At 65.5% G+C, this 23,880-nt stretch carries 26 protein-coding genes; 16 read left to right on the top strand and 10 right to left on the bottom strand.

Translation table 11 applies throughout. The features are described from left to right. The first annotated feature begins 158 nt into the window (after positions 1-158). Positions 159-440 (top strand): hypothetical protein, encoded by a 282-nt coding sequence (locus AB4097_RS03135; RefSeq protein ID WP_442037152.1) that lies wholly within the window; start codon positions 159-161, stop codon positions 438-440. 194 nt (positions 441-634) lie between these two features. On the opposite strand, the gene AB4097_RS03130 is transcribed toward AB4097_RS03135, so the two are convergent. Further along, positions 635-1,012, bottom strand: a complete 378-nt coding sequence (locus tag AB4097_RS03130) for a cell division protein ZapA (RefSeq protein ID WP_442037151.1) — start codon at positions 1,010-1,012, stop codon at positions 635-637. 3 nt (positions 1,013-1,015) lie between these two features. Next, positions 1,016-1,309, bottom strand: a complete 294-nt coding sequence (locus AB4097_RS03125; protein WP_009763427.1) for a DUF4164 domain-containing protein — start codon at positions 1,307-1,309, stop codon at positions 1,016-1,018. A 422-nt stretch (positions 1,310-1,731) separates the two neighbouring features. Here AB4097_RS03125 and tkt point away from each other — a divergent pair, with 422 nt between their 5' ends. From tkt to AB4097_RS03080, 9 genes are all read left to right on the top strand, one after another. Then, positions 1,732-3,666, top strand: a complete 1,935-nt coding sequence (gene tkt / locus AB4097_RS03120) for a transketolase (RefSeq protein WP_442037244.1) — start codon at positions 1,732-1,734, stop codon at positions 3,664-3,666. A 44-nt stretch (positions 3,667-3,710) separates the two neighbouring features. Further along, the gene (gap, locus tag AB4097_RS03115; protein WP_009763425.1) at positions 3,711-4,718 is read left to right on the top strand and encodes a type I glyceraldehyde-3-phosphate dehydrogenase; all 1,008 of its coding nucleotides are present in this window, start codon (positions 3,711-3,713) and stop codon (positions 4,716-4,718) included. Between the two features lie 13 nt (positions 4,719-4,731). After that, positions 4,732-5,922 carry a phosphoglycerate kinase gene (locus AB4097_RS03110; protein WP_442037150.1) on the top strand — a complete coding sequence of 397 codons (1,191 nt, stop codon included), beginning with the start codon at positions 4,732-4,734 and terminating at the stop codon, positions 5,920-5,922. Positions 5,923-6,084: 162 nt separating this feature from the next. After that, a complete protein-coding gene (fba, locus tag AB4097_RS03105; protein WP_442037149.1) occupies positions 6,085-7,173 on the top strand; it encodes a class II fructose-bisphosphate aldolase in 1,089 nt (362 codons plus the stop codon). 246 nt (positions 7,174-7,419) lie between these two features. Then, on the top strand, positions 7,420-8,070 hold the full coding sequence (locus tag AB4097_RS03100) for a thiamine phosphate synthase (RefSeq protein ID WP_442037148.1): 651 nt from the start codon (positions 7,420-7,422) through the stop codon (positions 8,068-8,070). Beyond that, the gene (locus tag AB4097_RS03095) at positions 8,070-8,969 is read left to right on the top strand and encodes a tetratricopeptide repeat protein (protein ID WP_442037147.1); all 900 of its coding nucleotides are present in this window, start codon (positions 8,070-8,072) and stop codon (positions 8,967-8,969) included. The genes AB4097_RS03100 and AB4097_RS03095 overlap by 1 nt, the downstream gene beginning before the upstream one ends. A gap of 339 nt (positions 8,970-9,308) precedes the next feature. Further along, positions 9,309-10,103, top strand: a complete 795-nt coding sequence (locus AB4097_RS03090; protein ID WP_442037146.1) for an inositol monophosphatase family protein — start codon at positions 9,309-9,311, stop codon at positions 10,101-10,103. Positions 10,104-10,239: 136 nt separating this feature from the next. Continuing rightward, positions 10,240-11,202, top strand: a complete 963-nt coding sequence (locus AB4097_RS03085; RefSeq protein WP_442037144.1) for a flagellar motor protein MotA — start codon at positions 10,240-10,242, stop codon at positions 11,200-11,202. After that, entirely contained in the window at positions 11,202-12,230 is a 1,029-nt protein-coding gene (locus AB4097_RS03080) for a peptidoglycan -binding protein (protein WP_442037142.1), read from the top strand. Before AB4097_RS03085 ends, AB4097_RS03080 begins: the two co-directional genes overlap by 1 nt. A gap of 1 nt (position 12,231) precedes the next feature. Here the strand turns inward: AB4097_RS03080 and pip are convergent, their stop codons facing one another. The 3 genes from pip to AB4097_RS03065 all read right to left on the bottom strand — a co-directional run bounded on the left by pip (position 12,232) and on the right by AB4097_RS03065 (position 15,343). Next, complete coding sequence (pip, locus tag AB4097_RS03075) at positions 12,232-13,185, bottom strand: prolyl aminopeptidase (RefSeq protein WP_442037140.1); 954 nt, start codon at positions 13,183-13,185, stop codon at positions 12,232-12,234. Positions 13,186-13,252: 67 nt separating this feature from the next. After that, positions 13,253-13,426 carry a DUF3606 domain-containing protein gene (locus tag AB4097_RS03070; RefSeq protein WP_442037138.1) on the bottom strand — a complete coding sequence of 58 codons (174 nt, stop codon included), beginning with the start codon at positions 13,424-13,426 and terminating at the stop codon, positions 13,253-13,255. A 117-nt stretch (positions 13,427-13,543) separates the two neighbouring features. Continuing rightward, positions 13,544-15,343, bottom strand: coding sequence for an ABC transporter transmembrane domain-containing protein (locus tag AB4097_RS03065; RefSeq protein WP_442037136.1), 1,800 nt, complete (start codon positions 15,341-15,343; stop codon positions 13,544-13,546). 164 nt (positions 15,344-15,507) lie between these two features. Between AB4097_RS03065 and rpmE the strand changes: the two genes are divergently transcribed. Then, a complete protein-coding gene (rpmE, locus tag AB4097_RS03060) occupies positions 15,508-15,747 on the top strand; it encodes a 50S ribosomal protein L31 (protein WP_442037134.1) in 240 nt (79 codons plus the stop codon). Positions 15,748-15,823: 76 nt separating this feature from the next. Here the strand turns inward: rpmE and AB4097_RS03055 are convergent, their stop codons facing one another. The 3 genes from AB4097_RS03055 to AB4097_RS03045 all read right to left on the bottom strand — a co-directional run bounded on the left by AB4097_RS03055 (position 15,824) and on the right by AB4097_RS03045 (position 17,420). Further along, complete coding sequence (locus AB4097_RS03055; protein WP_442037132.1) at positions 15,824-16,159, bottom strand: low affinity iron permease family protein; 336 nt, start codon at positions 16,157-16,159, stop codon at positions 15,824-15,826. A gap of 235 nt (positions 16,160-16,394) precedes the next feature. Next, positions 16,395-16,931, bottom strand: a complete 537-nt coding sequence (rcdA, locus tag AB4097_RS03050; RefSeq protein WP_442037130.1) for a protease adaptor protein RcdA — start codon at positions 16,929-16,931, stop codon at positions 16,395-16,397. Positions 16,932-17,213: 282 nt separating this feature from the next. Next, positions 17,214-17,420 carry a DUF1192 domain-containing protein gene (locus AB4097_RS03045; protein ID WP_442037128.1) on the bottom strand — a complete coding sequence of 69 codons (207 nt, stop codon included), beginning with the start codon at positions 17,418-17,420 and terminating at the stop codon, positions 17,214-17,216. 100 nt (positions 17,421-17,520) lie between these two features. On the opposite strand from AB4097_RS03045, the gene AB4097_RS03040 reads away from it, so the two are divergent. Both AB4097_RS03040 and AB4097_RS03035 read left to right on the top strand, forming a co-directional pair. Continuing rightward, complete coding sequence (locus tag AB4097_RS03040) at positions 17,521-18,519, top strand: NAD(P)H-quinone oxidoreductase (RefSeq protein WP_442037126.1); 999 nt, start codon at positions 17,521-17,523, stop codon at positions 18,517-18,519. 152 nt (positions 18,520-18,671) lie between these two features. Then, positions 18,672-19,394, top strand: coding sequence for a DUF1013 domain-containing protein (locus AB4097_RS03035; protein WP_442037124.1), 723 nt, complete (start codon positions 18,672-18,674; stop codon positions 19,392-19,394). Between the two features lie 246 nt (positions 19,395-19,640). Here the strand turns inward: AB4097_RS03035 and AB4097_RS03030 are convergent, their stop codons facing one another. Further along, positions 19,641-21,554, bottom strand: coding sequence for a propionyl-CoA synthetase (locus AB4097_RS03030; protein WP_442037122.1), 1,914 nt, complete (start codon positions 21,552-21,554; stop codon positions 19,641-19,643). Between the two features lie 113 nt (positions 21,555-21,667). Here AB4097_RS03030 and AB4097_RS03025 point away from each other — a divergent pair, with 113 nt between their 5' ends. Then, positions 21,668-22,426 (top strand): sulfite exporter TauE/SafE family protein, encoded by a 759-nt coding sequence (locus AB4097_RS03025; RefSeq protein WP_442037120.1) that lies wholly within the window; start codon positions 21,668-21,670, stop codon positions 22,424-22,426. A gap of 77 nt (positions 22,427-22,503) precedes the next feature. On the opposite strand, the gene AB4097_RS03020 is transcribed toward AB4097_RS03025, so the two are convergent. Continuing rightward, entirely contained in the window at positions 22,504-22,686 is a 183-nt protein-coding gene (locus AB4097_RS03020) for a YdcH family protein (protein ID WP_009763405.1), read from the bottom strand. Between the two features lie 304 nt (positions 22,687-22,990). Between AB4097_RS03020 and AB4097_RS03015 the strand changes: the two genes are divergently transcribed. Further along, on the top strand, positions 22,991-23,191 hold the full coding sequence (locus AB4097_RS03015) for a YdcH family protein (RefSeq protein WP_442037118.1): 201 nt from the start codon (positions 22,991-22,993) through the stop codon (positions 23,189-23,191). A 195-nt stretch (positions 23,192-23,386) separates the two neighbouring features. Beyond that, a complete protein-coding gene (gene purE, locus AB4097_RS03010; protein WP_442037116.1) occupies positions 23,387-23,878 on the top strand; it encodes a 5-(carboxyamino)imidazole ribonucleotide mutase in 492 nt (163 codons plus the stop codon). The last annotated feature ends 2 nt before the right edge of the window (positions 23,879-23,880 follow it).

Raw genomic sequence — 23,880 nt, 5'->3', positions numbered from 1 at the left:
AAGGTCCGGGGGAAAGGGGAAAAGTGAGCCAGGCCGGAGATCTTTGCGACCTGGCCTGGGCAACGGGAACATATCAGGGAAATTACGGGGTGGCGCAGGGGCCGAAATGCGCTCATTCTGGTGTTGTGGGGGATGTGCCATCGCTCGACGGAGGAAACATGGCCCATCTGAAACGGAACAATTACAAAGAACTGTATCGTAAGGAGTGCACCACCTCTCCCAGTATCGATTCCATGATGCGGGAAGTGCTGCACATGATTGGCAATATCGATTTCGAGTATCAGGTCGAGTTGGACAAGGTCGAGAAGAACATGTCCGACCATGAATTGAAGGACTACATCAGGAGGAAGATCGAGGCTGCCCATCGGGAAAAGCGGGAGCCCTATGTGGAGCTTCTGACCCAGCTCCGGCAGCGCCAGCACCGTCTCTCGTTGAATTGAAGGCTTCTTCCCTCCCCTTGGGAGAGGAGCTCAGGGCAGGGGCGGAAAGTCGGAGCGCGATACTCGACCCGTTCCGCCGGCTTTTGCCCGTACCACGTCATCACCGGCCTTGTGCCGGTGATCTCGCTTCTGAAAGGCGCGGCGCTTCACACAATCGGGAGGGCCGGCACGAGGCCGGCCATGACGGGAAGGTTTTATCCAGTCGCCCCCTGCCCCGCCCCGTTCAGGCTGCGGGCCAGATCCTCGATCCGCTTGGCCGCCATCTGGACGCCCTCGGCGAGCCGCGATTCGATCCGCTCCAGGCGCTCGTCCCGGGAGGCGTTGATGCTGTTGAGCGCCGCGACCTCGGCCTCCAGCGCGGCGACCCGCCGTTTCGTCTCGTGCAGTTCGTCCGCCTGGGCGATGGCCGCCATCACGTGGAGACGAAGGTCGCCGATCTCGCCGAAGGCGGCGCGCATCTCCTCGATCCGGGCATCGTAGGACGCCGCCAGGGCTTCGAGATGCCCCTCCTCGCCCTCGGCGCAGGCCACGCGATAGGCTTGTCCGGCGATCATCACCGTCACCTGAGGCATGGTCTAGCCCTCCTCGGGCTCAAGCTGGCCGGCCTGGGCGAGGACGGTCTGGACGGCGCCGATGGCCTGGCGGACCCGCCGACCGACATCGTCGGTCGCCGCCTCGAAGCGATGGAGCCGGGTCAGCGCGCCGTCGAGCTCCACGGCGAGGCGGGCCCGGTCGTCCTGCATGAGCTGGAGCTCGGTTTCCAGGGCCCCGCGCCGCCTGTCGGCCTCCAGGCGACGGGACACGGAGGCCTCCAGGAGACCCAAGGCCATGTCCAGCCGCTTCATCGCTTCCTCGAGTGTGGGCGCCATCATGCCTCCTGAATCGCCCAAGACACTAACGCATCGTGCGGAAAAGTGGACCCGGTTTTCCAGCCTACACGATGCGCTTTTCAATGAGAGGAGCATCGGAGCGATCCCGAAAGTGGATCCCACTTTCGGGTCCGATGCTCCGGCATCGTGCGGAAAAGTGGACCCGGTTTTCCGCATCATCGAGGCGCCTCTTAAGGGGTTGAGCACCGGCATTCGCGAGCGCGGATACCGACAGTCGTAAAGGGGATTACACCCTTCCAGTCTTTGACTCGCCTTGGCCGCGTGTTAAGGAGCCCACGCCTTTTCCAGACAGACCGCCCCGTTGCGGGGCCTCAAGCCTTGTGGATCTCGCCGTGCAAGATACCGTCTCCGCCGATCGCGTCACCCATTCCGATCTGGCGAACGCCGTTCGCGTCCTCGCCATGGACGCCGTCGAACAGGCCAAATCCGGCCATCCGGGCCTGCCCATGGGCGCGGCCGACATGGCAACGGTGCTGTTCACCAAGTTCATGAAATACGATGCCGCCGACCCGACCTGGCCGGATCGCGACCGGTTCATCCTGTCGGCCGGCCACGGCTCGATGCTGCTCTATGCCCTGCTCCACCTGACCGGCGTGAAGGGCATGACCATCGAGGAGCTGAAGAACTTCCGCAAGCTCGATTCCAAGACCCCGGGCCACCCCGAGAACTTCATGACGCCGGGCGTCGAGACCACCACGGGCCCGCTCGGCCAGGGCATCGCCACGGCGGTCGGCTTCGCGCTCGCCGAGCGCATGCTCAATGCCGAATACGGCAGCGACCTCGTCGATCACCATACCTACGTGCTCGCCTCCGACGGCGACCTGATGGAAGGCATCAGCCACGAGGCCATTGCGCTTGCCGGCCACCTGAAGCTCAACCGCATGATCGTCCTGTGGGACGACAACGGCATCTCCATCGACGGCCCGCTCTCCATCTCGGACTCGGTCGATCAGGTGAAGCGCTTCCAGGCCTGCGGCTGGAACGCCGTGCGCGTGGACGGTCATGATCCCAAGGCCCTGCAACGCGCCGTTTCCCGCGCCCAGAAGTCGGACAATCCGACCCTGATCGCCTGCAAGACCACCATCGGCTACGGTGCGCCCAAGAAGGCCGGCACCTCCAAGGCCCACGGCGAGCCGTTGGGAGCCGAGGAGCTGGCGGGCGCCAAGACCGCTTACGGCTGGGGCCATGCTCCCTTCGAGATTCCCGACACCATCCGCGACGCCTGGGCGAAGGCCGGCAAGAAGGGCCGCCGCCAGCGCAAGGCCTGGGAAGAGCGCCTGAAGGCTCTCGCGCCCGAGAAGCGCGCCGAGTTCGAGCGCCGGGTGAAGGGCGTGCGCCCCGAAGGCCTCGCCGAGGCCGTCGCCAAGCTGAAGGACCGGCTGATCGCCGAGCCGCAGAACGTCGCCACCCGCAAGGCGAGCGAGATCGCCCTCGAGGTGATCACCGAGGCCGTGCCGGAGCTGGTGCTGGGCTCGGCGGACCTGACGCCGTCGAACAACACCAAGACCAAGAACCTGACCGCCATCTCGCCGGGCAACTACGCCGGCCGCTACATCCATTACGGCATCCGCGAGCACGGCATGGCGGCGGCCATGAACGGCATCGCGCTCCATGGCGGCTACGTGCCGGCAGGCGCGACCTTCCTGGTCTTCACCGATTATGCCCGTCCGGCCATGCGCATCGCGTCGCTCGCCGGCATTCCGGCGATCTACGTCATGACCCACGATTCCATCGGCCTCGGCGAGGACGGCCCGACCCACCAGCCCGTGGAGCACCTGGCCGCCCTGCGGTCCATGCCGAAGATGCGCGTGTTCCGCCCGGCGGACGCCATCGAGACGGCGGAAGCCTGGCAGATGGCCCTTGAGCGTACGGACGGCCCGACGACGCTCGCGCTCACCCGCCAGAACTTAGCCCAGGTCCGCAAAGAAGGCGGCGCCAAGAACCTCTCGGCCACCGGCGCCTATGAGCTGTCCCCGGCCAGCGGCCCGGCCCGTGCCACCATCTTCGCCTCCGGATCCGAGGTGGAGATCGCCCTCGCCGCCCAGAAGCTCCTGGAAGACCAGAGCTTCGCCGTCCGTGTCGTATCGGTGCCGTCCCTCGACCTGTTCCTGGCCCAGCCCGAGAAGGTGCGCCGGGAGATCATCGGCGATGCGCCGATCAAGGTCGCGGTCGAGGCCGCCGTGCGCTTCGGCTGGGATTCGGTCATCGGCCCCGACGGAATTTTCGTCGGCATGCATGGGTTTGGCGCCAGCGCGCCCTACAAGGACCTTTACAAGCACTTCGGCATCACTGCCGAGGCCGTGGCTGAAAAGGTTCTCCGGACACACAATCTCTGAGGCACGAGAAACCTGAGGCCTCGTTACACAAGGGAGCTACGACTATGACGGTGAAGGTCGCGATCAACGGATTCGGTCGCATCGGACGCAACATCCTGCGCGGCATCGTGGAAAGCGGCCGCAAGGACATCGAGGTGGTTGCCATCAACGACCTCGGCCCGGTCGAGACGAACGCTCACCTGCTCCGCTTCGACTCTGTCCATGGCCGCTTCCCGGCCGACGTGCAGGTCGACGGCGAGTTCCTCGTCATCAACGGCCAGAAGATCCGCGTGACGGCGATCAAGGATCCGGCGACCCTGCCGCACCGTGAACTCGGCGTCGACATCGCCATGGAATGCACCGGCATCTTCACCTCGAAGGAGAAGGCCTCGGCGCACCTGACCGCCGGCGCCAAGCGCGTCATCGTGTCGGCTCCCGCCGACGGCGCCGACCTCACGGTCGTCTACGGCGTCAACCACGACAAGCTGACCAAGGATCACGTGGTCATCTCGAACGCCTCCTGCACCACGAACTGCCTCGCCCCGGTGGCGAAGGTGCTTCATGAGGCGGTGGGCATCGAGAAGGGCTTCATGACGACGATCCACTCCTACACCAACGACCAGCCGACGCTGGATCAGATGCACAAGGACCTCTACCGCGCCCGCGCGGCGGCCCTGAACATGATCCCGACCTCGACCGGCGCCGCCAAGGCGGTGGGCCTCGTCCTGCCCGACCTCAACGGCAAGCTCGACGGCTCCTCGATCCGCGTACCGACCCCGAACGTCTCCGTGGTCGACTTCAAGTTCGTGGCCAAGAAGAACACCACGAAGGAAGAGATCAACGCGGCCATCAAGGCTGCGGCCGACGGCCCGCTGAAGGGCATCCTCGGCTATACCAACCAGCCGAACGTCTCGTCGGACTTCAACCACGATCCGCATTCCTCCGTGTTCCACCTGGACCAGACCAAGGTGATGGAGGGCAACTTCGTGCGCGTGCTGTCCTGGTACGACAATGAATGGGGCTTCTCGAACCGCATGGCGGACACCGCCGTCGCCATGGCGAAGCTCATCTAAGGGAGGCCGCTTCATGACCGCCTTCCGCACGCTCGACCAGGCCGACGTCAAGGGAAAACGCGTTCTCGTCCGGGTGGACCTCAACGTCCCGATGGAGAACGGCCGGGTGACGGACGCGACGCGCATCGAGCGCGTCCTTCCCACCATCCGGGAGATCGCCGACAAGGGTGGAAAGGTGATCCTTCTCGCCCATTTCGGGCGCCCGAAAGGCCGCGATCTTAAAGAGTCCCTGAAGCCCGTCGCGGAAGCGGTCTCGAAGCACCTCGGAAAAACGATCGCCTTCGCCGATGATTGCATCGGCGAAGGCGCCGCCCAGGCGGTCAGTGCCCTGAAGGACGGCCACGTGCTTCTTCTCGAAAACACCCGCTTCCACGCGGGCGAGGAGAAGAACGATCCGGCCTTCGTACAGGAGTTGGCCAAGCTCGGCGACCTCTACGTCAACGACGCCTTCTCGGCCGCGCACCGCGCCCACGCCTCCACCGAGGGCCTCGCCCGCGTGCTGCCCGCTTACGCGGGCCGCACCATGCAGCAGGAACTCGATGCTCTGACCAAGGGCCTCGAAGCGCCCAAGCGTCCGGTGGTCGCTATCGTGGGCGGCGCCAAGGTGTCGACCAAGATCGACCTGCTCGAAAACCTCGTGACCAAGGTCGACGCCCTCGTGATCGGCGGCGGCATGGCCAACACCTTCGTGCATGCGACAGGTCTCGGCATCGGCAAGTCGCTGGCCGAGAAGGACCTTGCGGCAACCGCCATGCGGATCATCGAGAAGGCGCGTACGTCCAACTGCGCCATCATCCTGCCCGTGGACGGCGTCTGCGCCTACGAATTCAAGGCGGGGGCTCCCAACCACACCTACGGCATTGATGCGATCCCCGAGGATCAGATGATCCTGGACGTGGGTTCGCAATCGGTGGAGCGCATCTCGGCTGCGATCAACGACGCGGCGACTCTCGTCTGGAACGGCCCGCTCGGCGCGTTCGAGATCGCACCCTTCGACCAGGGCACCGTCGCGGCCGCGTGCCATGCGGCCCAGCGCACCCGGGAAGGCAAGCTCGTTTCCGTCGCCGGCGGCGGCGATACGGTTGCGGCCCTCAACCATGCTGGCGTTGCGGACGACTTCACCTATGTATCGACGGCAGGCGGCGCCTTCCTCGAATGGCTCGAAGGCAAGCCGCTGCCCGGCGTGGAAGCGCTAAGGGCTTGAGACCAGGCTTGGCAGAGCGGGCACCCACTTTGCCAAGCGAAAACATGGCGCATCGGCTGGGTCCCAAAAGTGGGATCCACTTTTGGGGCGGATGCTCTAGATGGCTTAAGCTACGGTTCAGCTTCTGCGCTGTTTAAAGCCAAAATCAATACGGAGGACGAAATGGCACGCATCACCATGAGGCAGCTTCTGGATCACGCAGCCGAGCAAGGCTATGGCGTGCCTGCCTTCAACATCAACAACATGGAGCAGGCGCTCGCCATCATGGCGGCGGCCAGCGAGGTCGACGCGCCGGTGATCATCCAGGCGAGCCGTGGTGCGCGCTCCTACGCCAACGACGTCATGCTCAAGCACATGATGGACGCGGTGACCGAGATCTATCCGCATATCCCGGTCTGCGTGCATCTCGACCACGGCAACGAGCCCTCCACCTGCATGACCGCGATCCAGGCCGGCTTCACCTCGGTGATGATGGACGGTTCGCTCAAGGCCGATGGCAAGACGCCGGGCGACTGGGACTACAATGTGGGCGTCACCCGGAGGGTGGTCGAGATGGCGCATCTCGGCGGCATCTCGGTGGAAGGCGAGCTCGGCGTGCTCGGCTCGCTTGAGACCGGTGAAGGCGAGGCCGAGGACGGCCACGGCGCCGAGGGCAAGCTCTCGCACGACCAGCTGCTGACGAACCCCGACGAGGCCGTGAAGTTCGTGGCCGAGACCAAGGTCGATGCGCTCGCCATCGCCATGGGCACCTCGCACGGCGCCTACAAGTTCACCCGCAAGCCCGACGGCGCGATCCTCGCCATGCACGTGATCGAAGAGATCCACAAGAAGCTCCCGAACACCCACCTGGTGATGCACGGCTCCTCGTCCGTTCCGCAGGACCTGCAGGACATCATCAACCAGTACGGCGGCCAGATGAAGCCGACCTGGGGCGTGCCCGTGGAGGAGATCCAGCGCGGCATCAAGCACGGCGTGCGCAAGATCAACATCGACACCGACAACCGCATGGCGATGACCGGCCAGATCCGCAAGGTTCTCACCGAGAACCCCGGCGAGTTCGACCCGCGCAAGTATCTGAAGCCCGCCATGGAGGCGATGACGAAGCTCTGCAAGCAGCGCCTGCAGGAGTTCAACACCGCCGGCCAGGCCTCGAAGATCAAGCGCGTGTTCACCCTCGCCGAGATGGCCAAGCGCTACGCCTCGGGCGAGCTCGACCCGACCTTCGGCACGAGCCGTCAGGCGGCCGAGTGAGATAGGTTTAATTCCACCACCCTCATCCTGAGGAGGTCACAAAGTGACCGTCTCGAAGGAGGTTCCAGCGCACTCTGGAAACGCCTCGCCCTTCGAGACGCTTCGCTCCTCAGGGTGAGGCTGTAGGAATAGCCTTTCTGGCCATCAGGCTTTCGCCTTAATCATGATCGACAAGCGGGGCCTCGCAAGATGGCCCCGTTTTCGTTATGGGAAGGCTGTCTTTCCTTTTTTGTGACCTCAAGATCCATGGCCGACACCGCCGCCCGCCTCTACCTCATCACCCCCGTCCTGGAGGATGCCTCCTTCGCGCCGCGTCTCGCGGAAGCCTGCGGAACCGGTTCCGTGGCGGCCGTCCTGCTGCGCCTGAGCCCCGCCGACGAGCGAAGCCTCATCAATCAGGTCAAGACGCTCGCCCCCGCCGCGCAGGAGCACGGAGCGGCCGTGCTCGTCTCATCCGAGGCCAAGGCGGATCTCGCGAATGTCGCGGCCCGGGGCGGCGCCGACGGCGTGCATGTGCCGGGCGATCCGGCCCACGTGCGCGAATTGCGCGAGAGGCTGAAATCCGAGCGCGCCATCGGCGTGGGGGCGATCCGCACCAGGGATGACGCGATGTCCTTGGGAGAGGCCGGGGCCGATTACCTGCTCTTCGGTGAACCGCGCCCGGACGGCTCCCTCCCGACCCTGGAGAGCGTGGTGGAGCGCGCCTCCTGGTGGGCCGAGATCTTCGAGACTCCCTGCGTCGCCTATGCCCCGAGCCTCGACGCCGTCGAGACCCTGGCGGCCACGAATGCGGAATTCGTCGCCCTCGGCGACGCGGTCTGGAACCATGCGGACGGCCCCGCTGCCGCCGTTACGGCCGCAGCCGCGATCCTGGAACGGCAGGAGGCGTCGCGCTGATGCGCTTGTCCTGGATCCTCGGCGGCGTCCTTCTGGCGGCATCCGCGACGCTGAGCCATGCGGCGGCGCCGGATCTCGCCTATGGCGCCTATCAGCGTGGCCTCTATCAGACGGCTTTCCGCGAGGCGAATCTGCGCCTGGAGAAGAACAAGGGCGACGCGGCCGCCATGACCCTCCTGGGCGAGCTCTATAACCAGGGCCTAGGGGTCCCCATGGACCCGAAGAAGGCGTCCGAGTGGTATCGTCTGGCGGCTCAACGCGGTGATGCCAATGCGCTCGCTTCGCTGGGGCTCATGGCCATCGACGGACGCGGCATGCCCAAGAACGCCGCGCAGGGCCGGGCCTGGCTCGAACAGGCGGCCGACAAGGGCAATGCCCTGGCCTCGCACAATCTCGCCCTGCTCCTGCTCACCAGCGGCAACGATGCCGACCTGCAGAAGGCCGTCGAGCTTTTGAAGAAGGCGGCGGCGGCCGAGATCCCGGACGCGCAGCACGCCCTCGGCGTTCTCTACCTCAAGGGCCGGGGCGTGGAGCGGAATTCCACCGAGGCCGCCCGTCTCTTCGAGCGCGCGGCCCGCAACGGCAGCTCGGTCGGTGAGGTGGAATACGCGATCCTGCTCTTCAACGGGGATGGAGTTCCAACCAGCGAATCCCAGGCCGCGCGCTATTTCCGACGGGCCGCCGCGAAGGGCAATGCCATCGCCCAGAACCGTCTGGCCCGGCTTCTCGTCGCCGGCCGCGGCGTTCCCGCCAACAAGGTCGATGGGGCGGCCTGGCACATCCTGGCCGCCGCCCAGGGTCTGGCCGATCCCTGGCTCGATGACGCCTTCAAGGGGCTGAGCACCGAGGACCGCAAGCGCGCCGAAAAGCTCGCCGCCGAACGGCTCGGCATGCGTTAAATATCGGCTCAGCCGTCATCACCGGCCTTGTGCCGGTGATCCCGATTCCATGAAACGCCATCAGTGTCATTCCCGGCCGGAGCGTAGCGAAGGGAAAGGGAATCCACTCACACGCTCACCGCCCTGGATCCCCTTCCCGCACTTCGTGCGCCGGGGATGACAGCGGAGTGCCTCTCCGTATCGAGATGGCCGGGACGAGCCCGGCCATGACGGAGAACAAAATCGCAAGGCGCAGGATCAATTGATGCGCCCTCCGGTTATCCTCGGCTTGACGCGAACCTTCGCGTGGTCCATCGACCACACTTCATTTCAAAACCGCTCTTTGCCAGGACCCGCCCGATGATCCGTTCGCCCCTCATGACCGTCATGACCGATGCCGTGATGAAGGCTTCGCGCTCGCTCAAGCGCGATTTCGGCGAGGTCGAGAACCTGCAGGTCTCCCGGAAAGGACCGGGCGACTTCGTTTCGGCGGCCGACCGCAAGGCCGAGAAGATCCTGTACGAAGCGCTCGCAAAGGCCCGCCCGGGCTACGGCTTCGTCATGGAGGAGCAGGGTGTGGTCGAAGGTACCGACACGAGCCACCGCTGGCACATCGACCCGCTCGACGGCACCACGAACTTCCTGCACGGCCTGCCGCAATTCGCCATCTCGGTCGGCCTCGAGCGCGACGGCCAGATCGTCGCCGGCGTGATCTACGATCCCGCCAAGGATGAGCTCTTCATCGCCGAGAAGGGCAAGGGCGCCTATCTCAACAACCGCCGCATCCGCGTGGCGGGGCGCGATGAGATGGTGGAAGCCGTCGTGGCCTGCGGCCTGCCGCATATCGGCAAGGGCGACCACGGCCTTTATCTTCGCGAAGAAGCCGCCGTCATGGGCAGTGTGGGCGGCATGCGCCGCTGGGGCGCTGCGGCTCTCGACCTCGCCTATGTGGCCTGCGGGCGCTTCGACGCCTATTGGGAACGCGGCCTGAACACCTGGGACATTGCCGCCGGCATCCTGATGATCCGCGAAGCGGGCGGCTTCGTGTCCGACGCCGATGGCGGCAGCGACCCGATGGCCAAGGGCTCCATCGCCTGCGGCAACGAGGTGATGCATCGCGAGCTGCTGAAGCTCCTGAAAAAGGCCAAGGGATAGTTTCCCGGCCGTTCCTCCATCGTTCCCGGCCGATATTTCTGTTCGTCCCGTCGAACTCTGCCATGGTCGCGCTTGATCCTTCGGACAGGCGCGGTCACATTGGTGCAGCTCCGAAGCACCAATGCACAGGATAACGATGGCGGACCAACCCCTTACCCCACCGCGGATTTACCTGATCCGCATGGCGGTCTTCCTGGTTCTGGCAGGGTTTGTCGCCTTCATCCTCTACCGGCAGATCTGGTCGGCCTTCCAGGCCAATCCGGGCCTCAACGCCCTGATTCTGGGCGTCATGTTCATCGGCATCGTGCTCGCGATCCGGCAGGCCTGGCGCCTTTTTCCCGAGGTGCGGTGGGTCAATACCATGCGCCAGACCGAGGAAGGGCTGGTCGCTCCCTCCCAGCCGATCCTGCTGGCGCCCCTGGCGGCGCTCCTCGGCAACCGCCCCGAGCAGGCCGGCTTTTCCGTCGCGGCGACCCGCTCGGTTCTGGACTCCATTGGTGCCCGCCTCGACGAGAGCCGCGAGATCGTGCGCTATCTCGCCGGCCTGCTGGTCTTCTTGGGACTCCTCGGCACCTTCTGGGGCCTCATCGACACGGTCGGCTCGGTCGGGCGCATCATCTCGTCGCTCCGCACCGGCCAGGACACCGCCGTTCTCTTCGACGAGCTGAAGAACTCCCTCGCCGGCCCGCTGCAGGGCATGGGCCTGTCCTTCTCGGCCTCCCTGTTCGGCCTCGCCGGCTCCCTCGTCCTCGGCTTCCTCGACCTCCAGGCCGGCCAGGCCCAGAGCCGCTTCTACACGGAGCTGGAGGACTGGCTTGCCATGTCGACCCTGGACACGCCCACCGATACCGCCATGCGCCCCGGCACCTCGCACGACCTGACCGTGGCGCTGAACCGGCTCACCGCCGCGGTCAATGACGGCGCAGGCGGCCGGGCCGCGACCCAGGCCATGGCCAACCTGGCCGAGGGCGTTCAGGGCCTCGTCCAGCACATGCGGGCCGAGCAGCAGATGATCCGCGACTGGGTCGAGGCCCAGGCGGCCCGCGAGAAGGAGCTGAAGCAGGTCCTCGACCGCATTTCCCGTGAAAGGCTGCCCTGATGCCGGTCTCGAGCGCTGGAGGACGTCGGCGGGGACGCAGCAGCCAGATCAATTACTGGCCGGGCTTCGTGGACGCCCTGTCGACGCTGCTTCTGGCCATCATCTTCCTGATCTCGGTTTTTACCGTCGGCCAGTTCTTCCTGTCTCGGGAACTGTCCGGCCGCGACACGGTCCTCGACCGCCTGAACCGCCAGATCGCCGAGCTGACCGATCTTCTCTCCCTGGAGCGCTCGAGCCGGCGCACCATCGAGGACACGGTCACGTCCCTGCAGACGACGTTGCGTGCCAACGAGGCCGAGCGAGCGCGCCTCCAGGGCCTTCTCGACAGCGGCGGCGCCGCGCAGGCCCAGGCGCAGGAGCTCGGCACGCAGCTCGAGACCGAGCGGCAGGCCACCGGCCGGGCGCTGAGCCAGGTCGAAATCCTCAACCAGCAGATCGCCGCCATGCGCCGCCAGCTCGCGGCCCTGGAAGAGGCCCTCGCGGCCTCCGAGAACCGGGACAAGGAAAGCCAGGCCCGCATCGCCGATCTCGGCAGCCGCCTCAACGTGGCGCTGGCCCAGCGGGTGCAGGAGCTGGCGCGCTACCGGTCGGATTTCTTCGGCCGCCTGCGGCAGATCCTCGGCACCCGCCCCGACGTGCGCATCGTCGGCGACCGCTTCGTGTTCCAGTCCGAGGTGCTCTTCCCGGCCGGTCAGGCGACCCTGCGCCCGGAAGCCTCCGGCGAGATCGACCGCATCGCCTCCGCCCTGATCGAGTTGGAGCGTCAGGTCCCACCGGATATCCCCTGGGTGATTCGCGTCGACGGCCACACGGACCAGCGCCCCATCGCGACGTCGCAATTCCCGTCGAACTGGGCCCTGTCGTCGGCCCGCGCCATCGCCGTGGTGCAGGCGCTCGTCGCCCGGGGCGTTCAGCCCCAGCACCTCGTCGCCGCCGGCTTCGGCGAGTTCCAGCCCCTCGACAACGGCACCACCGAAGAGGCCTATGCCCGCAACCGGCGCATCGAGCTGAAGCTGACGGAGCGGTGATTTACGCGAAACGATCAGTCGCGGCGACGATACTCTCCGTCATGCCGGGATCGCGCGCATCGTGCCCTGCTTCGCTAACAACGATCAGTTCGCTGCCCGGCCAATGCCGCTGAAGATTCCAGGGCGTGACGAGCGGACCGCCGATATCGAGCCTGCCGTGAATGAGGATACCGGGAATGCCGGCGAGGCGGTTCGCATTCCGCACCAAGACGCCATCTTCAAGCCAGGCCTTGTTCCGCCAGTAATGGGTGACGAGCCGCGCGAAGCCTAACCGAAACGAAGGATCTTGGTATCGTGGGTGAGGTTTGTGGCCGGGATGCACGGCCACAATGGCCATTTCCCAATCGCACCAATCCTGCGCGGCCTTCTCATGGATTGCTGGCTCCGGATGCATGAGGAGGCGGTGATAGGCCTCGACCAAGCTTCCTTCCCGATCTGATTCGGGCACACCTGCTCTGAACCGGCTCCAGGACTCAGGAAAGAAGGCTCCGACGCCGTGGGTGATCCACGCGATTTCCGACGCTGTCGTGGTCGCGATGCTGAACAGCACCATCTCGGTCACGCGCTCGGGATACTGCTCTGCATAGGCGAGTGCCAGGGTCGACCCCCACGAACCGCCCAGCACCAGCCACCGGTCGATTCCGAGATGCCGCCGCAGGCATTCGATATCGGCGATGAGGTGAGCTGTGGTGTTCGTGGAGAGGTCTACGGCCGGAGAGCTGGTATGCGGTGTGCTGCGACCACTCCCGCGCTGATCGAAGAGCACAATGCGATAAGCGCTCGGGTCGAAATAGCGCCGTGCGTTCGCCGTGCAGCCGGAACCTGGTCCTCCATGCAGCACGAGAGCAGGCTTCCCGGCAGGATTGCCGCAGACTTCCCAATAAATGCGATGCCCATCGCCCACATCGAGCATCCCGGCATCAAACGGATCAAGAGGTGGATAGAGATCGGGCATGGGCGATGCTTACCACGCCGACACTGTCATGCCAGCAATGGCGCAAAGTAAGTGCCGCGTATTGCGCCTAATCCTTCCCCAGAGCCTGCGCGACGTCGTGGACCTGATCGCCGACGCGGCGGATGGTGTCCACCACCTGCCGGCGCGGGACGTTCCAGCGGTCGGACCAGTACTGGAGATCCCACGGCTCGAGGATGTTGATGCGGGTCGAGTCCTGCGGATGTCTCCTGCTGACGCCCATGCCTGCGTTCCCGGCCAATCCCAAGGGTGCCCTCGATCCGACGCAACGGTTTCGGGTCACATGGGATGCACGGGCCGGATGTCAGCCCACGCCGGTGCATCAATTTGAGGCAGCGGCCTATTCCGCCGCCTCGTGATGTCCGTGCGCGCTCGTGAACTGGAGCCGGGCCAGGCGGGCATAGAGGCCGCCCTGGGCGAGGAGGGTTTCGTGGGTGCCCTCCTCGACGATCATGCCCTTGTCCATGACCAGGATGCGGTCGGCGGACCGCACCGTGGCGAGGCGGTGGGCGATGACCAGGGTGGTGCGGCCTTCCATCAGCCGGTCGAGCGCCGTCTGGACCTTGCGCTCGCTTTCCGCGTCGAGCGCCGAGGTCGCTTCGTCGAGGAGCAGGATCGGGGCATCCTTCAGGATCGCCCGGGCTATCGCCAGACGCTGGCGCTGGCCGCCCGAGAGCGTCACGCCGCGCTCGCCGATCATCGTCCGGTAGCCTTCCGGCATGGCCTGGATGAAGCCGTCGGCGGAGGCGAGCTCGGCGGCGCGCAGGACCTCGGCCTCCGTGGCGTCGGGGCGCCCGTAGCGGATGTTGTCCAGGACGGAGGCCCCGAAGATCGTCGGCTCCTGCGGCACGAGGGCCATGCGGCCGCGCAGGGCGGAGGGATCGGCCTCCTGGACCGCGACCCCGTCGACCCGGATCGCGCCGCTTTGCGGATCGTAGAAGCGCAGCAGTAACTGCAGGATCGTGCTCTTGCCCGCCCCCGAGGGCCCGACGATGGCGACCCGCTCGCCGGATTTCACCGCAAAGCTCAGGCCGTGGAGCGCGCGCTGGTCGGCGCGGGTCGGATAGGCGAAATGCACGGCCTCGAACGCCACCGTGCCGAGCGGCGGCTCCGGCAGGGGCTTGGGGTTCTGCGGCCGCTCGACGGCGGGCTTCGCCGCAAGGATCTCACCGAGGCGTTCCGCCGCGCCGGCCGCCTGGGCGAGTTCGCCGTAAACCTCGGAGAGCTGGCCGAGGGAGCTTGCGGCGAAGACCGCGTAGAGCACGAATTGCGACAGGCGCCCGCCCGTCATCTGCCCGGCCAGCACGTCCTGCGCGCCGTACCAGAGCACGCCGACCACGCTCGCCGACACCAGGAAGATGCCGGCGCCGGTCAGGAAGGCCCGCATGGTGGTGGAGAGCCTGGCCGCATCGAAGGCCTCCTCGGCGGCGGCCGTGAAGCGGGCGGCCGTGAGGCTTTCCATGCCGAAGGCCTGCATGGTCCGCACCGCCCCGATGGCCTCCGCCGCATAGGCCGAGGCATCGGCGAGCCGGTCCTGCGCCGCCCGCGAGCGCCGCCGCACGGCGCGGCCGGAGAAGACCAGGGGCAGGACGATGACCGGGATGGCGAGAAGCACGAGCGCCGACAGCTTCGGGCTCGTGATGATCATTAGAACGGTAGCGCCGAGAAAGAGGAAGAGATTGCGCAGCGCAATCGAGATGCTGACCCCGAAGGCCGCCTTGACCTGGGTGGTGTCGGCCGTGAGCCTGGAGACGATCTCGCCGCTCTTGGTCTGGTCGAAGAAGGCCGGATCGAGGGAGGTCAGGTGCCGGAATACGGCGGAACGCAGATCGGCCACCACCCGCTCCCCGAGGGTGATCACGCAGTAATAGCGAAAGGCGCTGGCCAGGGCGAGGATGCCCACCACCACGACCAGGAGGGCGAAATAGGCGCTGATATAGGCCCGGCCCTGTTCCGAGAAGCCGAAATCGATGACCCGCCGCACCGCAATCGGCACGACGAGCGTGGCCCCGGAGGCCACGGCGAGCGCCACGAGCGCCGCGGCGATCCGCCCCTTATAGGCCAGGCCGTAGGGAATGAGCGGCTTCAGGGCGCTGAGCGCAGCCTTGGGGCGGGTCTGCCCTTGGGAATGATCGGCCATGACACCTTGCGTTTTACGGAATCGCCACAAGGGGCGGTTTAGCACCTTTGCCCCGGCTTGTTTCAAGGTCTTAAGTGAGGTATAGGCGCGCATTCATCAATTCAGGCTCGATCTCAACATTGCGGGCTGACCAGATTTGGCTGGCCGCAAGAAGGACTATGGCAATGGCGCGCAAAGAAACCGATCATCCCGATTACCACTTCATCAAAGTGGTCATGACCAACGGCACCGAGTACACGACCCGCTCGACCTACGGCAAAGAGGGCGACACCCTCAACCTCGACATCGACCCGAACACCCACCCGGCCTGGACCGGCGGTACGCAGCAGCTGCTCGACCGCGGCGGCCGCGTGTCGCGCTTCAACTCGCGGTTCGGCGGCCTGGGCCTCGGCGGCAAGAAGTAATCCGTCCTTCGGACCGGAATCAAAAAGCCCCGCTTCGGCGGGGCTTTTTCTTTTGCGGTGTGGTCCGAAAGCTGCCTCAGGCAGCCTCCCTGATATCGGGCTCGAGTGCCTTCATGGTGCGGATTTCGCGCAGGAGCTCCCGGTTCAGGAATTCGAGCGAGCGCAGGCGCTCTTCCATCTCGTCGATGGTCCGGTTGCCTGTGTTCTGCAGCAGGAACACCATCAGGAAGGTGCAGATCGTGGTGCCGGTGTTGATCACGAGCTGCCACGTATCGGAGAACTGGAAGACGGGGCCGGAGATGGCCCAGACGGCCACGAGCAGGCAGGCCGCCATGAAGGCATAGGGGCTGCCCAGGTTGTCGGAAATCCATTCGGACAGGATTTCGAAACGGTTCGTGATGAATTTTTTCATGGAACTCTCCTCGCGACCAGCCGCCACGGGCCCGATCGCAGGAGAGCTGAGCGATCAGTCTTCTGCGCGAACCCGAGACGGCATGGTCTTTCGACTGTCGCTTGACATGGGTTGCATATCCTTGGGTTGACGGCACAAGAGCGGCCGACAGGTTAGGTGTAGCCCTCCAGGCATGGGATTCAACCCTTCAAGGAGACGTTGGTGCCGGGTGCGGCAACGTGGCCGCTCCTCCCTCCTACTCCACCGTCCCGAAGGCCCGCTGCAGCATCCCGAGTTGGGTCGCGACCGGGTTGGCCGCCGGAGCCCGGGGAGCCTCCTCGGCTTCCGTGATGAGGCGCTCGAGATGGAGGATCCGGGCGTGCAGCCGGGTCGCGAGGCCCATCAGGTCGCGCAGGCGCGCTGGAAGCTCCTCGTATTCGGCGATGGTGGTCGCGGTCTCCTGCGAGTTCAGGCGGACGCGGTTCTTCTCCAGCTGGGCCTGATCGGCGGTGATCTCCCCTTCCGCCACAGCCCGCTGCAGCAGCAGCCATGAGGCGACCTGCATCAGGCGGGTGGTGAGCCGCATGCTCTCGCTGGCATAGACGAGGCTCGCCTGGCGCGGCAGGTGACGGGCTTCCTCGCGGCCCGGACCGTCGAGATAGGCGGCTGTTTCCTCGATGAGTTCCATGCCCTCCTGGAAGAGCGCCTTGAAGGCCTCGGAACCCACGAAGTTCTGCCCGAACCGGACAGGATCGACATCGAACTGGATCACGTCGGGTTCGTTCACGCACATCTCCCAAAAAAACTGCCCTCCGCGCCTTGCGGGCGGACGATACGACCTGTTGAGATGAGTATAGGACGGACTGATCGGGCCTGCCTCGGTAACCTCTTCTTAAGGTTAAGGCGACGCCGATAAAAATCGAGCCGCACGGGGCGGCTCTTGAAGTCTCACAGGGAAGCGTCAAACAGAGTGGGCTTCAAAGCCACTCGGCATCCAGGGAGAAGCCCGGATGCCCTCCTGTCTACGCGAGAATGGTTAATGCGCCGTTAAGGACGTTCCTTCGTTACAATGGAATCAGCCCTGGCCCAGCTTGAAGAAGGCGCTCGCGGCCGCGCGGGAGTTTTCCTTTCGAGCCCTCGCCTCCTTGATTCGGGCGATCTCCCGCTCCAGCACTTCGACACGTTCGTCGAGTTCGTCGATGGAGAGCATCGAGAGATCCTGGCCGATCTCGTGTCCGGTCATGATCCGGCGCGGTTCATCGGCGAAGGGATCGAGGGCCATGGCATTCTCCTTCAATGATTGATCGTGAACGTTAATCCGGCATGTATTCCTTGCCAACGAAGCCTATATCCCAGGACATTGTTGACCAAAGGAGGGAAAAATGGGGCAGATCCCTGAGATGATGCGCGCCGTCATTGCCGAGGGGAGCGGCGGACCGGACGTTCTCAAGGTCGTCCAACGCCCTGTCCCCAAGCCCAAGGAGGGCGAAATCCTGGTGCGCGTGAGGGCCGCGGGCGTGAACCGCCCCGACGTGATCCAGCGGCAGGGCGGCTATCCGCCGCCTCCCGGCGCCCCGGATATCCTCGGGCTCGAGATCGCGGGCGAAGTGGCGGCCACGGGCCCGAACGCCGCCCGGTTTTCCGTCGGGGATCCGGTCATGGCCCTGGTGCCGGGCGGAGGCTATGCGGAATATGCGGTCGTCCACGAGAGCAATGCCCTTCCGATTCCTCCGGGTCTCTCCTTCGAAGAAGCAGGCGCCGTCCCGGAGACCTTTTTCACCGTCTGGACCAACGTGTTCGACCGGGGCCGCCTGCAATCGGGCGAGACGCTCCTCGTCCACGGCGGGACCTCCGGCATCGGCACCACGGCGATCCAGCTCGCCAAGGCCTTCGGCGCCACGGTCATCGCCACCGCCGGCAGCCAGGACAAATGCGACGCCTGCCTGCGTCTCGGCGCCGATGCGGCGATCAACTACCGGACCCAGGACTTCGTGACGGCCGCCAAGGAAGCCACGGGCGGCCGGGGCGCGGACGTGATCCTCGACATGGTCGGCGGCGACTACATTTCCCGCAATTACGAGGCCGCCGCCCAGGATGGAAGGATCGTGCAGATCGCCTTCCTGCAGGGCCCGAAAGCCGAGGTCGATTTCCGCCGCCTGATGGTCAAGCGGCTCACCCATACGGGTTCGACCCTGCGCCCGCGCTCACCCGCCGAAAAGGCCGAGATTGCCGAGGCGCTCGAGGAGAAGGTCTGGCCGCTCCTGGCGCAGGGGCGCTGCCGGCCGGTGATGGATTCCACCTTCGCCTTCGAGGACGTGGCGAAGGCCCATGCCCGCATGGACGGGGGCGAGCATATCGGGAAGATCGTTCTCACCCTTTAAAATTTGCAACGGACCGGCACGATCCCTATAATCATCTCGTTTCCCTCACATCGTGAGACGAGATGCTCCGGTCCGGACCGGTTCGGAGCGCGAGAGAGTTTTGCCGTGCGGCGCCGACGATCCGGCGCCCGGCCTGAAGGAGGTTCACGTCTATGTCCCAGGGACCGTTGATGCCGAAGGCGACAGCCGTCTGGCTCGTCGAGAATACATCGCTGTCGTTCGACCAGATCGCCGATTTCTGCAAGCTGCACCCGCTCGAGGTGAAGGGCATTGCCGACGGCGAAGTCGCGGCCGGCATCAAGGGCCTCGACCCGGTGACCACGGGCCAGCTGACCCGTGAAGAGATCGAGAAGGCCCAGAAGGACCCGAACCATCACCTCCGGCTCGCCGAGTCGCGGGTGAAGCTGCCGGAGCAGAAGCGGGTCAAGAAGGGCCCGCGCTACACTCCCGTGTCCCGCCGTCACGACCGCCCGAACGCGATCCTCTGGCTCGTGCGCAACCATCCCGAGCTGAAGGACGCGCAGATCATGCGTCTGGTGGGCACCACCAAGACGACGATCCAGCAGGTGCGCGAGCGCACCCACTGGAACTCGGCCAGCCTCTCGCCCATGGACCCGGTGACGCTGGGCCTGTGCTCTCAGATCGACCTCGATTTCGAGGTGCAGCGCGCCGCCAAGGACCGCCCGCAGGTCGAGCCCCAGGAGCATGGCGGCACCCTGATGCCGGCCGAGGTCTCCACGGCCCCCGAGCGGGTCGACCCCTTCGCCGACATGAGCCGCCCGAAGCCGGTCCAGGAAGAGAACATCGACGTCAACTCGGTCTTCGCCAAGCTCAAGCAGCTCAAGCGCGACGACGAGGACGAAGACGAGGAATAAGTTTCGTCACGCACGAAGGCCCGGAGCGATCCGGGCCTTTTTGTTTTGGGATGTCCTTCCGGACCACGCACAGGGAAGATCTGGAAGCCCTCGAGAAGTGTGGCGCTTCTTCACCTCTCCCGTGTGGGAGAGGTCTGACCTTTAGGTCCGGGTGAGGGACTGCGCTCAACGTGGTTGGCTCTGTAACCCCTCACTCCAACCCTCTTCCTCAGGGAGAGGGAGATCAGAGCCCCGTCCTGCACCCGCCTACCCGGCCAATCCTCTCGCCCGCAGCGCATCCCCGATTTCTTCCAGGATCATGGGATCGTCGATGGTCGCGGGGGTCGACCAGGTATCGCCGTCGGCGATCTTCTTCATGGTGCCGCGCAGGATCTTGCCGGAACGGGTCTTGGGCAGGCGCGCGACGGTGATCGCGAGCTTGAAGGCGGCAACAGGGCCGATCTTGTCCCGCACTAAGGCTACGAGTTCGGCCTCGATGGCCTCCGGCGGCCGGTCGATGCCGGATTTGAGCACCACGAAGCCGCACGGCACCTCGCCCTTGAGCGCGTCCTTCATGCCGATCACGGCGCATTCCGCCACGGCCGGATGGGAAGCCAGCACCTCCTCCATGCCGCCCGTGGACAGACGATGGCCCGCCACATTGATGATGTCGTCGGTACGGCCCATGACCCAGATATAGCCGTCCTGGTCGAGATAGCCGGCGTCCGAGGTGTTGTAGTAGCCCGGATAGACCGAGAGATAGGATTCCCGGAACCGCCCGTCCGCCTGCCACAGGGTCGGCAGGGCGCCGGGCGGCAGGGGCAGCTTGATGACGATGGCCCCCATCGTGTCGGGGGGGACGGGCTTTCCGCCCTCGTCCAGCACCTCGAGGATGTAGCCCGGCATCGGCACCGTGGGCGAGCCGTGCTTCACGGGCAGCGCGCCCAAGCCCAGCGGATTGCCGGCGACCGGCCAGCCGGTCTCCGTCTGCCACCAATGGTCGATGACCGGCACCTGGAGGATGTCCTCGGCCCATTTGACCGTGTCGGGATCGGCCCTCTCGCCCGCCAGGAACAGGGCGCGGAACGAGGAGAGGTCGTATTTCTGCAGGAGCTCCGCCTTCGGATCCTCCTTCTTGATGGCGCGGAAAGCCGTGGGCGCGGTGAAGAGGGTCACGACCCCATGGTCGGAGATCACCCGCCAATAGGCGCCGGCATCGGGCGTTCCCACCGGTTTGCCCTCGTAGAGGACAGCCGTGCAGCCGTGCAGCAGCGGCCCGTAGACGATGTAGGAATGGCCGACCACCCAGCCCACGTCGGACGCGGCCCAGAACACTTCTCCCGGCTTCACGCCGAAGAAATGCTCCATGGACCATTTGAGCGCGACCATGTGGCCGCCGTTGTCGCGCACCACGCCCTTGGGAATGCCGGTCGTGCCGGAAGTATAGAGCACGTAGAGCGGATCGGTCGCCGCCACCGGCACGCATTCCGCCTTCCGGCCCTGCGCCTTTGCGTCAGCAACGGAGCCTGCCCAGTCCCGGTCGCGGCCCTCGGCCAGGGCGCAGGCGAGCTGCGGCCGCTGGAAGACGAGGCAGGCCTGCGGCTTGGATGAGGAGAGCGCGATCGCCTCGTCCAGCAATGGCTTGTAGGGAATGACGCGCCCGCCCTCGATGCCGCAAGACGCGGAGAGAATGATCTTCGGCTTCGCATCATCGATGCGGGTCGCGAGTTCCTTGGCGGCGAAGCCGCCGAACACCACCGAATGGATCGCCCCGATGCGGGCGCAGGCCAGCATCGCAAAGCTCGTCTCCGGGATCATCGGCATATAGATGACGACGCGATCCCCCTTCGTGACGCCCATCTCCTGCAGCACGGCCGCGAGGGTCGCCACCTCGTCCCGCAGCTCCGCATAGGTGATGCTGCGCTTCGTGTCGGTGACCGGGCTGTCGTAGATGATTGCCGCCTGGCCGCCCCGCGTCGCCACATGCCGGTCGACGGCGTTGTAGCAGGTGTTGCATTCGGCGCCGACGAACCAGCGGCCGTAGATGCCGGCGTCAGGGTCGAAGACCGTCTCGGCGGGCCTGATCCAGTCGATCTCCCGCGCCGCCCGTTCCCAGAAGCCGGCCGGATCGGATTTCCAGCCGGCATAGACCTCATGATAGCGGCTCTGGGCGGATGGCATGGCGTTCCCCCTTGCGTTCTCTGCATGAGACTTCAAGCGCCTGCTGTGGTAGCAGGCGATCAAGCCGTGGTCAGGGGCGACTTTCGGTGAGTCGACTTTCGGCGAGTGCTGTGGTGATTACCGATCCTCTCTTCTATGCCGCCGCCGTTCCCGCGGTGATCCTGCTCGGACTGGCCAAGGGCGGCTTCTCGGGCCTCGGCGCTCTTTCGCTGCCCCTGATGGCCCTGGTGGTCTCTCCCGTGCAGGCGGCCGCCATCACCCTGCCGATCCTGATCGTGCAGGACGTGGTGTCGGTCTGGGCCTACCGGCATACCTGGGACCGGCGCAACGTGGTCATCATGCTCCTGGGCGCCATCTCGGGCATCGTGACGGGCTATCTCCTGGCCGCGCAGGTCTCCGATGCGGCCGTCAAGCTGGCCGTCGGAGTGATTTCCGTCGCCTTCGCCGTTCGCCGCATGATCGTAGAGCGCCGCGCAACTCCGCCGAAGGCTGCTCCGGCCGACGTGCCGCGCGGAATCTTCTGGGGCTGGGTCACGGGGTTCACCAGCATGGTCGCCCATGCGGGCGGACCTCCGTTCCAGATCTACGTCATGCCCCAGCGGCTGCCGCGGGACATCTTCGTCGGCACCGGGGCCATCCTCTTCGCGCTGATCAACTGGATCAAGGTGCCGCCGTATCTGGCGCTCGGGCAGTTCACGGCCGAGAACATGACGACCGCGGGCGCCCTGTTCCCGGTGGCCATCGCGTCGACCTGGGCGGGCGTCCTGCTCGTGCGGCGGGTCACGGGGCAGGCGTTCTACACGGCCGTATACGCGCTGCTGATCCTCGTCGGCGCCAAGCTCATCTATGACGGCGCAGTGACTTATCTGTGATGCGCCCACGAAAAAGCCGCCGCTCCTTGGGTGAAGCGACGGCTTCTTCCTGTGGAAAATACTGAGGAAACGTGCGGCTAGTGCACCACCGATTCGGAGGTTCTCAGCCGTGTGATCTCGTCCTTGAGCTGAAGCTTCTTCCGCTTGAGCTCTGCCAGCCTCATGTCATCTGCCGACGGTCTGTTGAGGGTATCCTGGATTTCGCGCTCGAGAGCCCGATGCTTCCGTTCCAGTTCCGTCAGGTGATTCTGCAGCGGCATGTCAGTTCCTCCTATTCGATCTACTGACGGAGAACATTGTGGCAGACAGAGTGTGGCGAGTCGAAGGCGAAATTCAAAGAATCGAGAGTAGAAGATGCTTCGGCTATCTTGCTCTCCACAGGGCCCGAGAGCATACTTCCGCCCCGTCTTGGCCCGGCTGTCGAACGCAGCTTGGCATCTAGCGCATCGTGCGGAAAAGTGGGCCCGGTTTCCGCAGCCAGCGATGCGCCGCTTAAGGGATTGAGCATCGGATCGATCCCAAAAGTGGAATCCACTTTTGGGTCCGAGGTTCTAGGTATTTTCAATGACCGACTTGGCTGAACTCGAAGCGGAACTGGCCCGTCTGAAGCAGGAGCATCGCGATCTCGACATGGCCATCGACGCCCTGGAGAGCATGGTCGCCGGGGACCAGTTGCAGGTCCAGCGCCTGAAGAAGCGCAAGCTTTCCCTCAAGGACCAGATCATCCGTCTCGAAGACCAGCTCACCCCCGACATCATTGCCTGAGGAATCAGCCCGTTATCGGGAACGCCCTTGCCTGCCCGAGGCGGCTTCGCTATTCCCGCTGGACAGTCAAAGCATCGGACGCAAAAGCGGAAACCGGTTTTGCGGGTAAAGATGCGACAAAACAAAAACTTGGAGCATCGGACGTGGCTTCGGAGTCACGTCCGATGCTCCAAGGCCTGAAGCCGGAGCCACACCATGGCGCGTCCCCCTATTGCCATCATCATGGGCAGCCAGTCCGACTGGGCCACCATGCGCCACGCGGCCGAGACGCTCGATGCCCTGGGCGTTTCCTACGACACGCGCATCGTCTCCGCGCACCGCACGCCGGACCGGCTCGTGGCCTTCGCCAAGGGCGCCAGGGCGGAAGGCCTTCAGGTCATCATCGCGGGCGCCGGAGGGGCCGCCCATCTGCCCGGCATGACCGCCGCCATGACCCCCCTGCCCGTCTTCGGCGTGCCGGTGGAGTCGAAGGCGCTCTCGGGCCAGGACAGCCTGCTCTCCATCGTCCAGATGCCCGCCGGCATTCCGGTCGGCACGCTCGCCATCGGGCGCGCGGGCGCGGTGAATGCTGCCCTGCTCGCGGCCGCGGTTCTGGCCCTCCACGATCCCGCCCTAGCCGAGCGCCTCGACGAATGGCGGCAGCGCCAGAGCGAGAGCGTGGCCGAGCGCCCCTCCAACGAAGGCTGATA

Origin of the sequence: Microvirga sp. 2MCAF35 (genome assembly GCF_052115545.1) — a bacterium.
In the GTDB taxonomy this organism is placed as follows: Bacteria; Pseudomonadota; Alphaproteobacteria; order Rhizobiales; family Beijerinckiaceae; genus Microvirga.
Note: the sequence above shows the minus strand (reverse complement) of the source record. Positions and strands in the feature narration are given on the sequence as shown.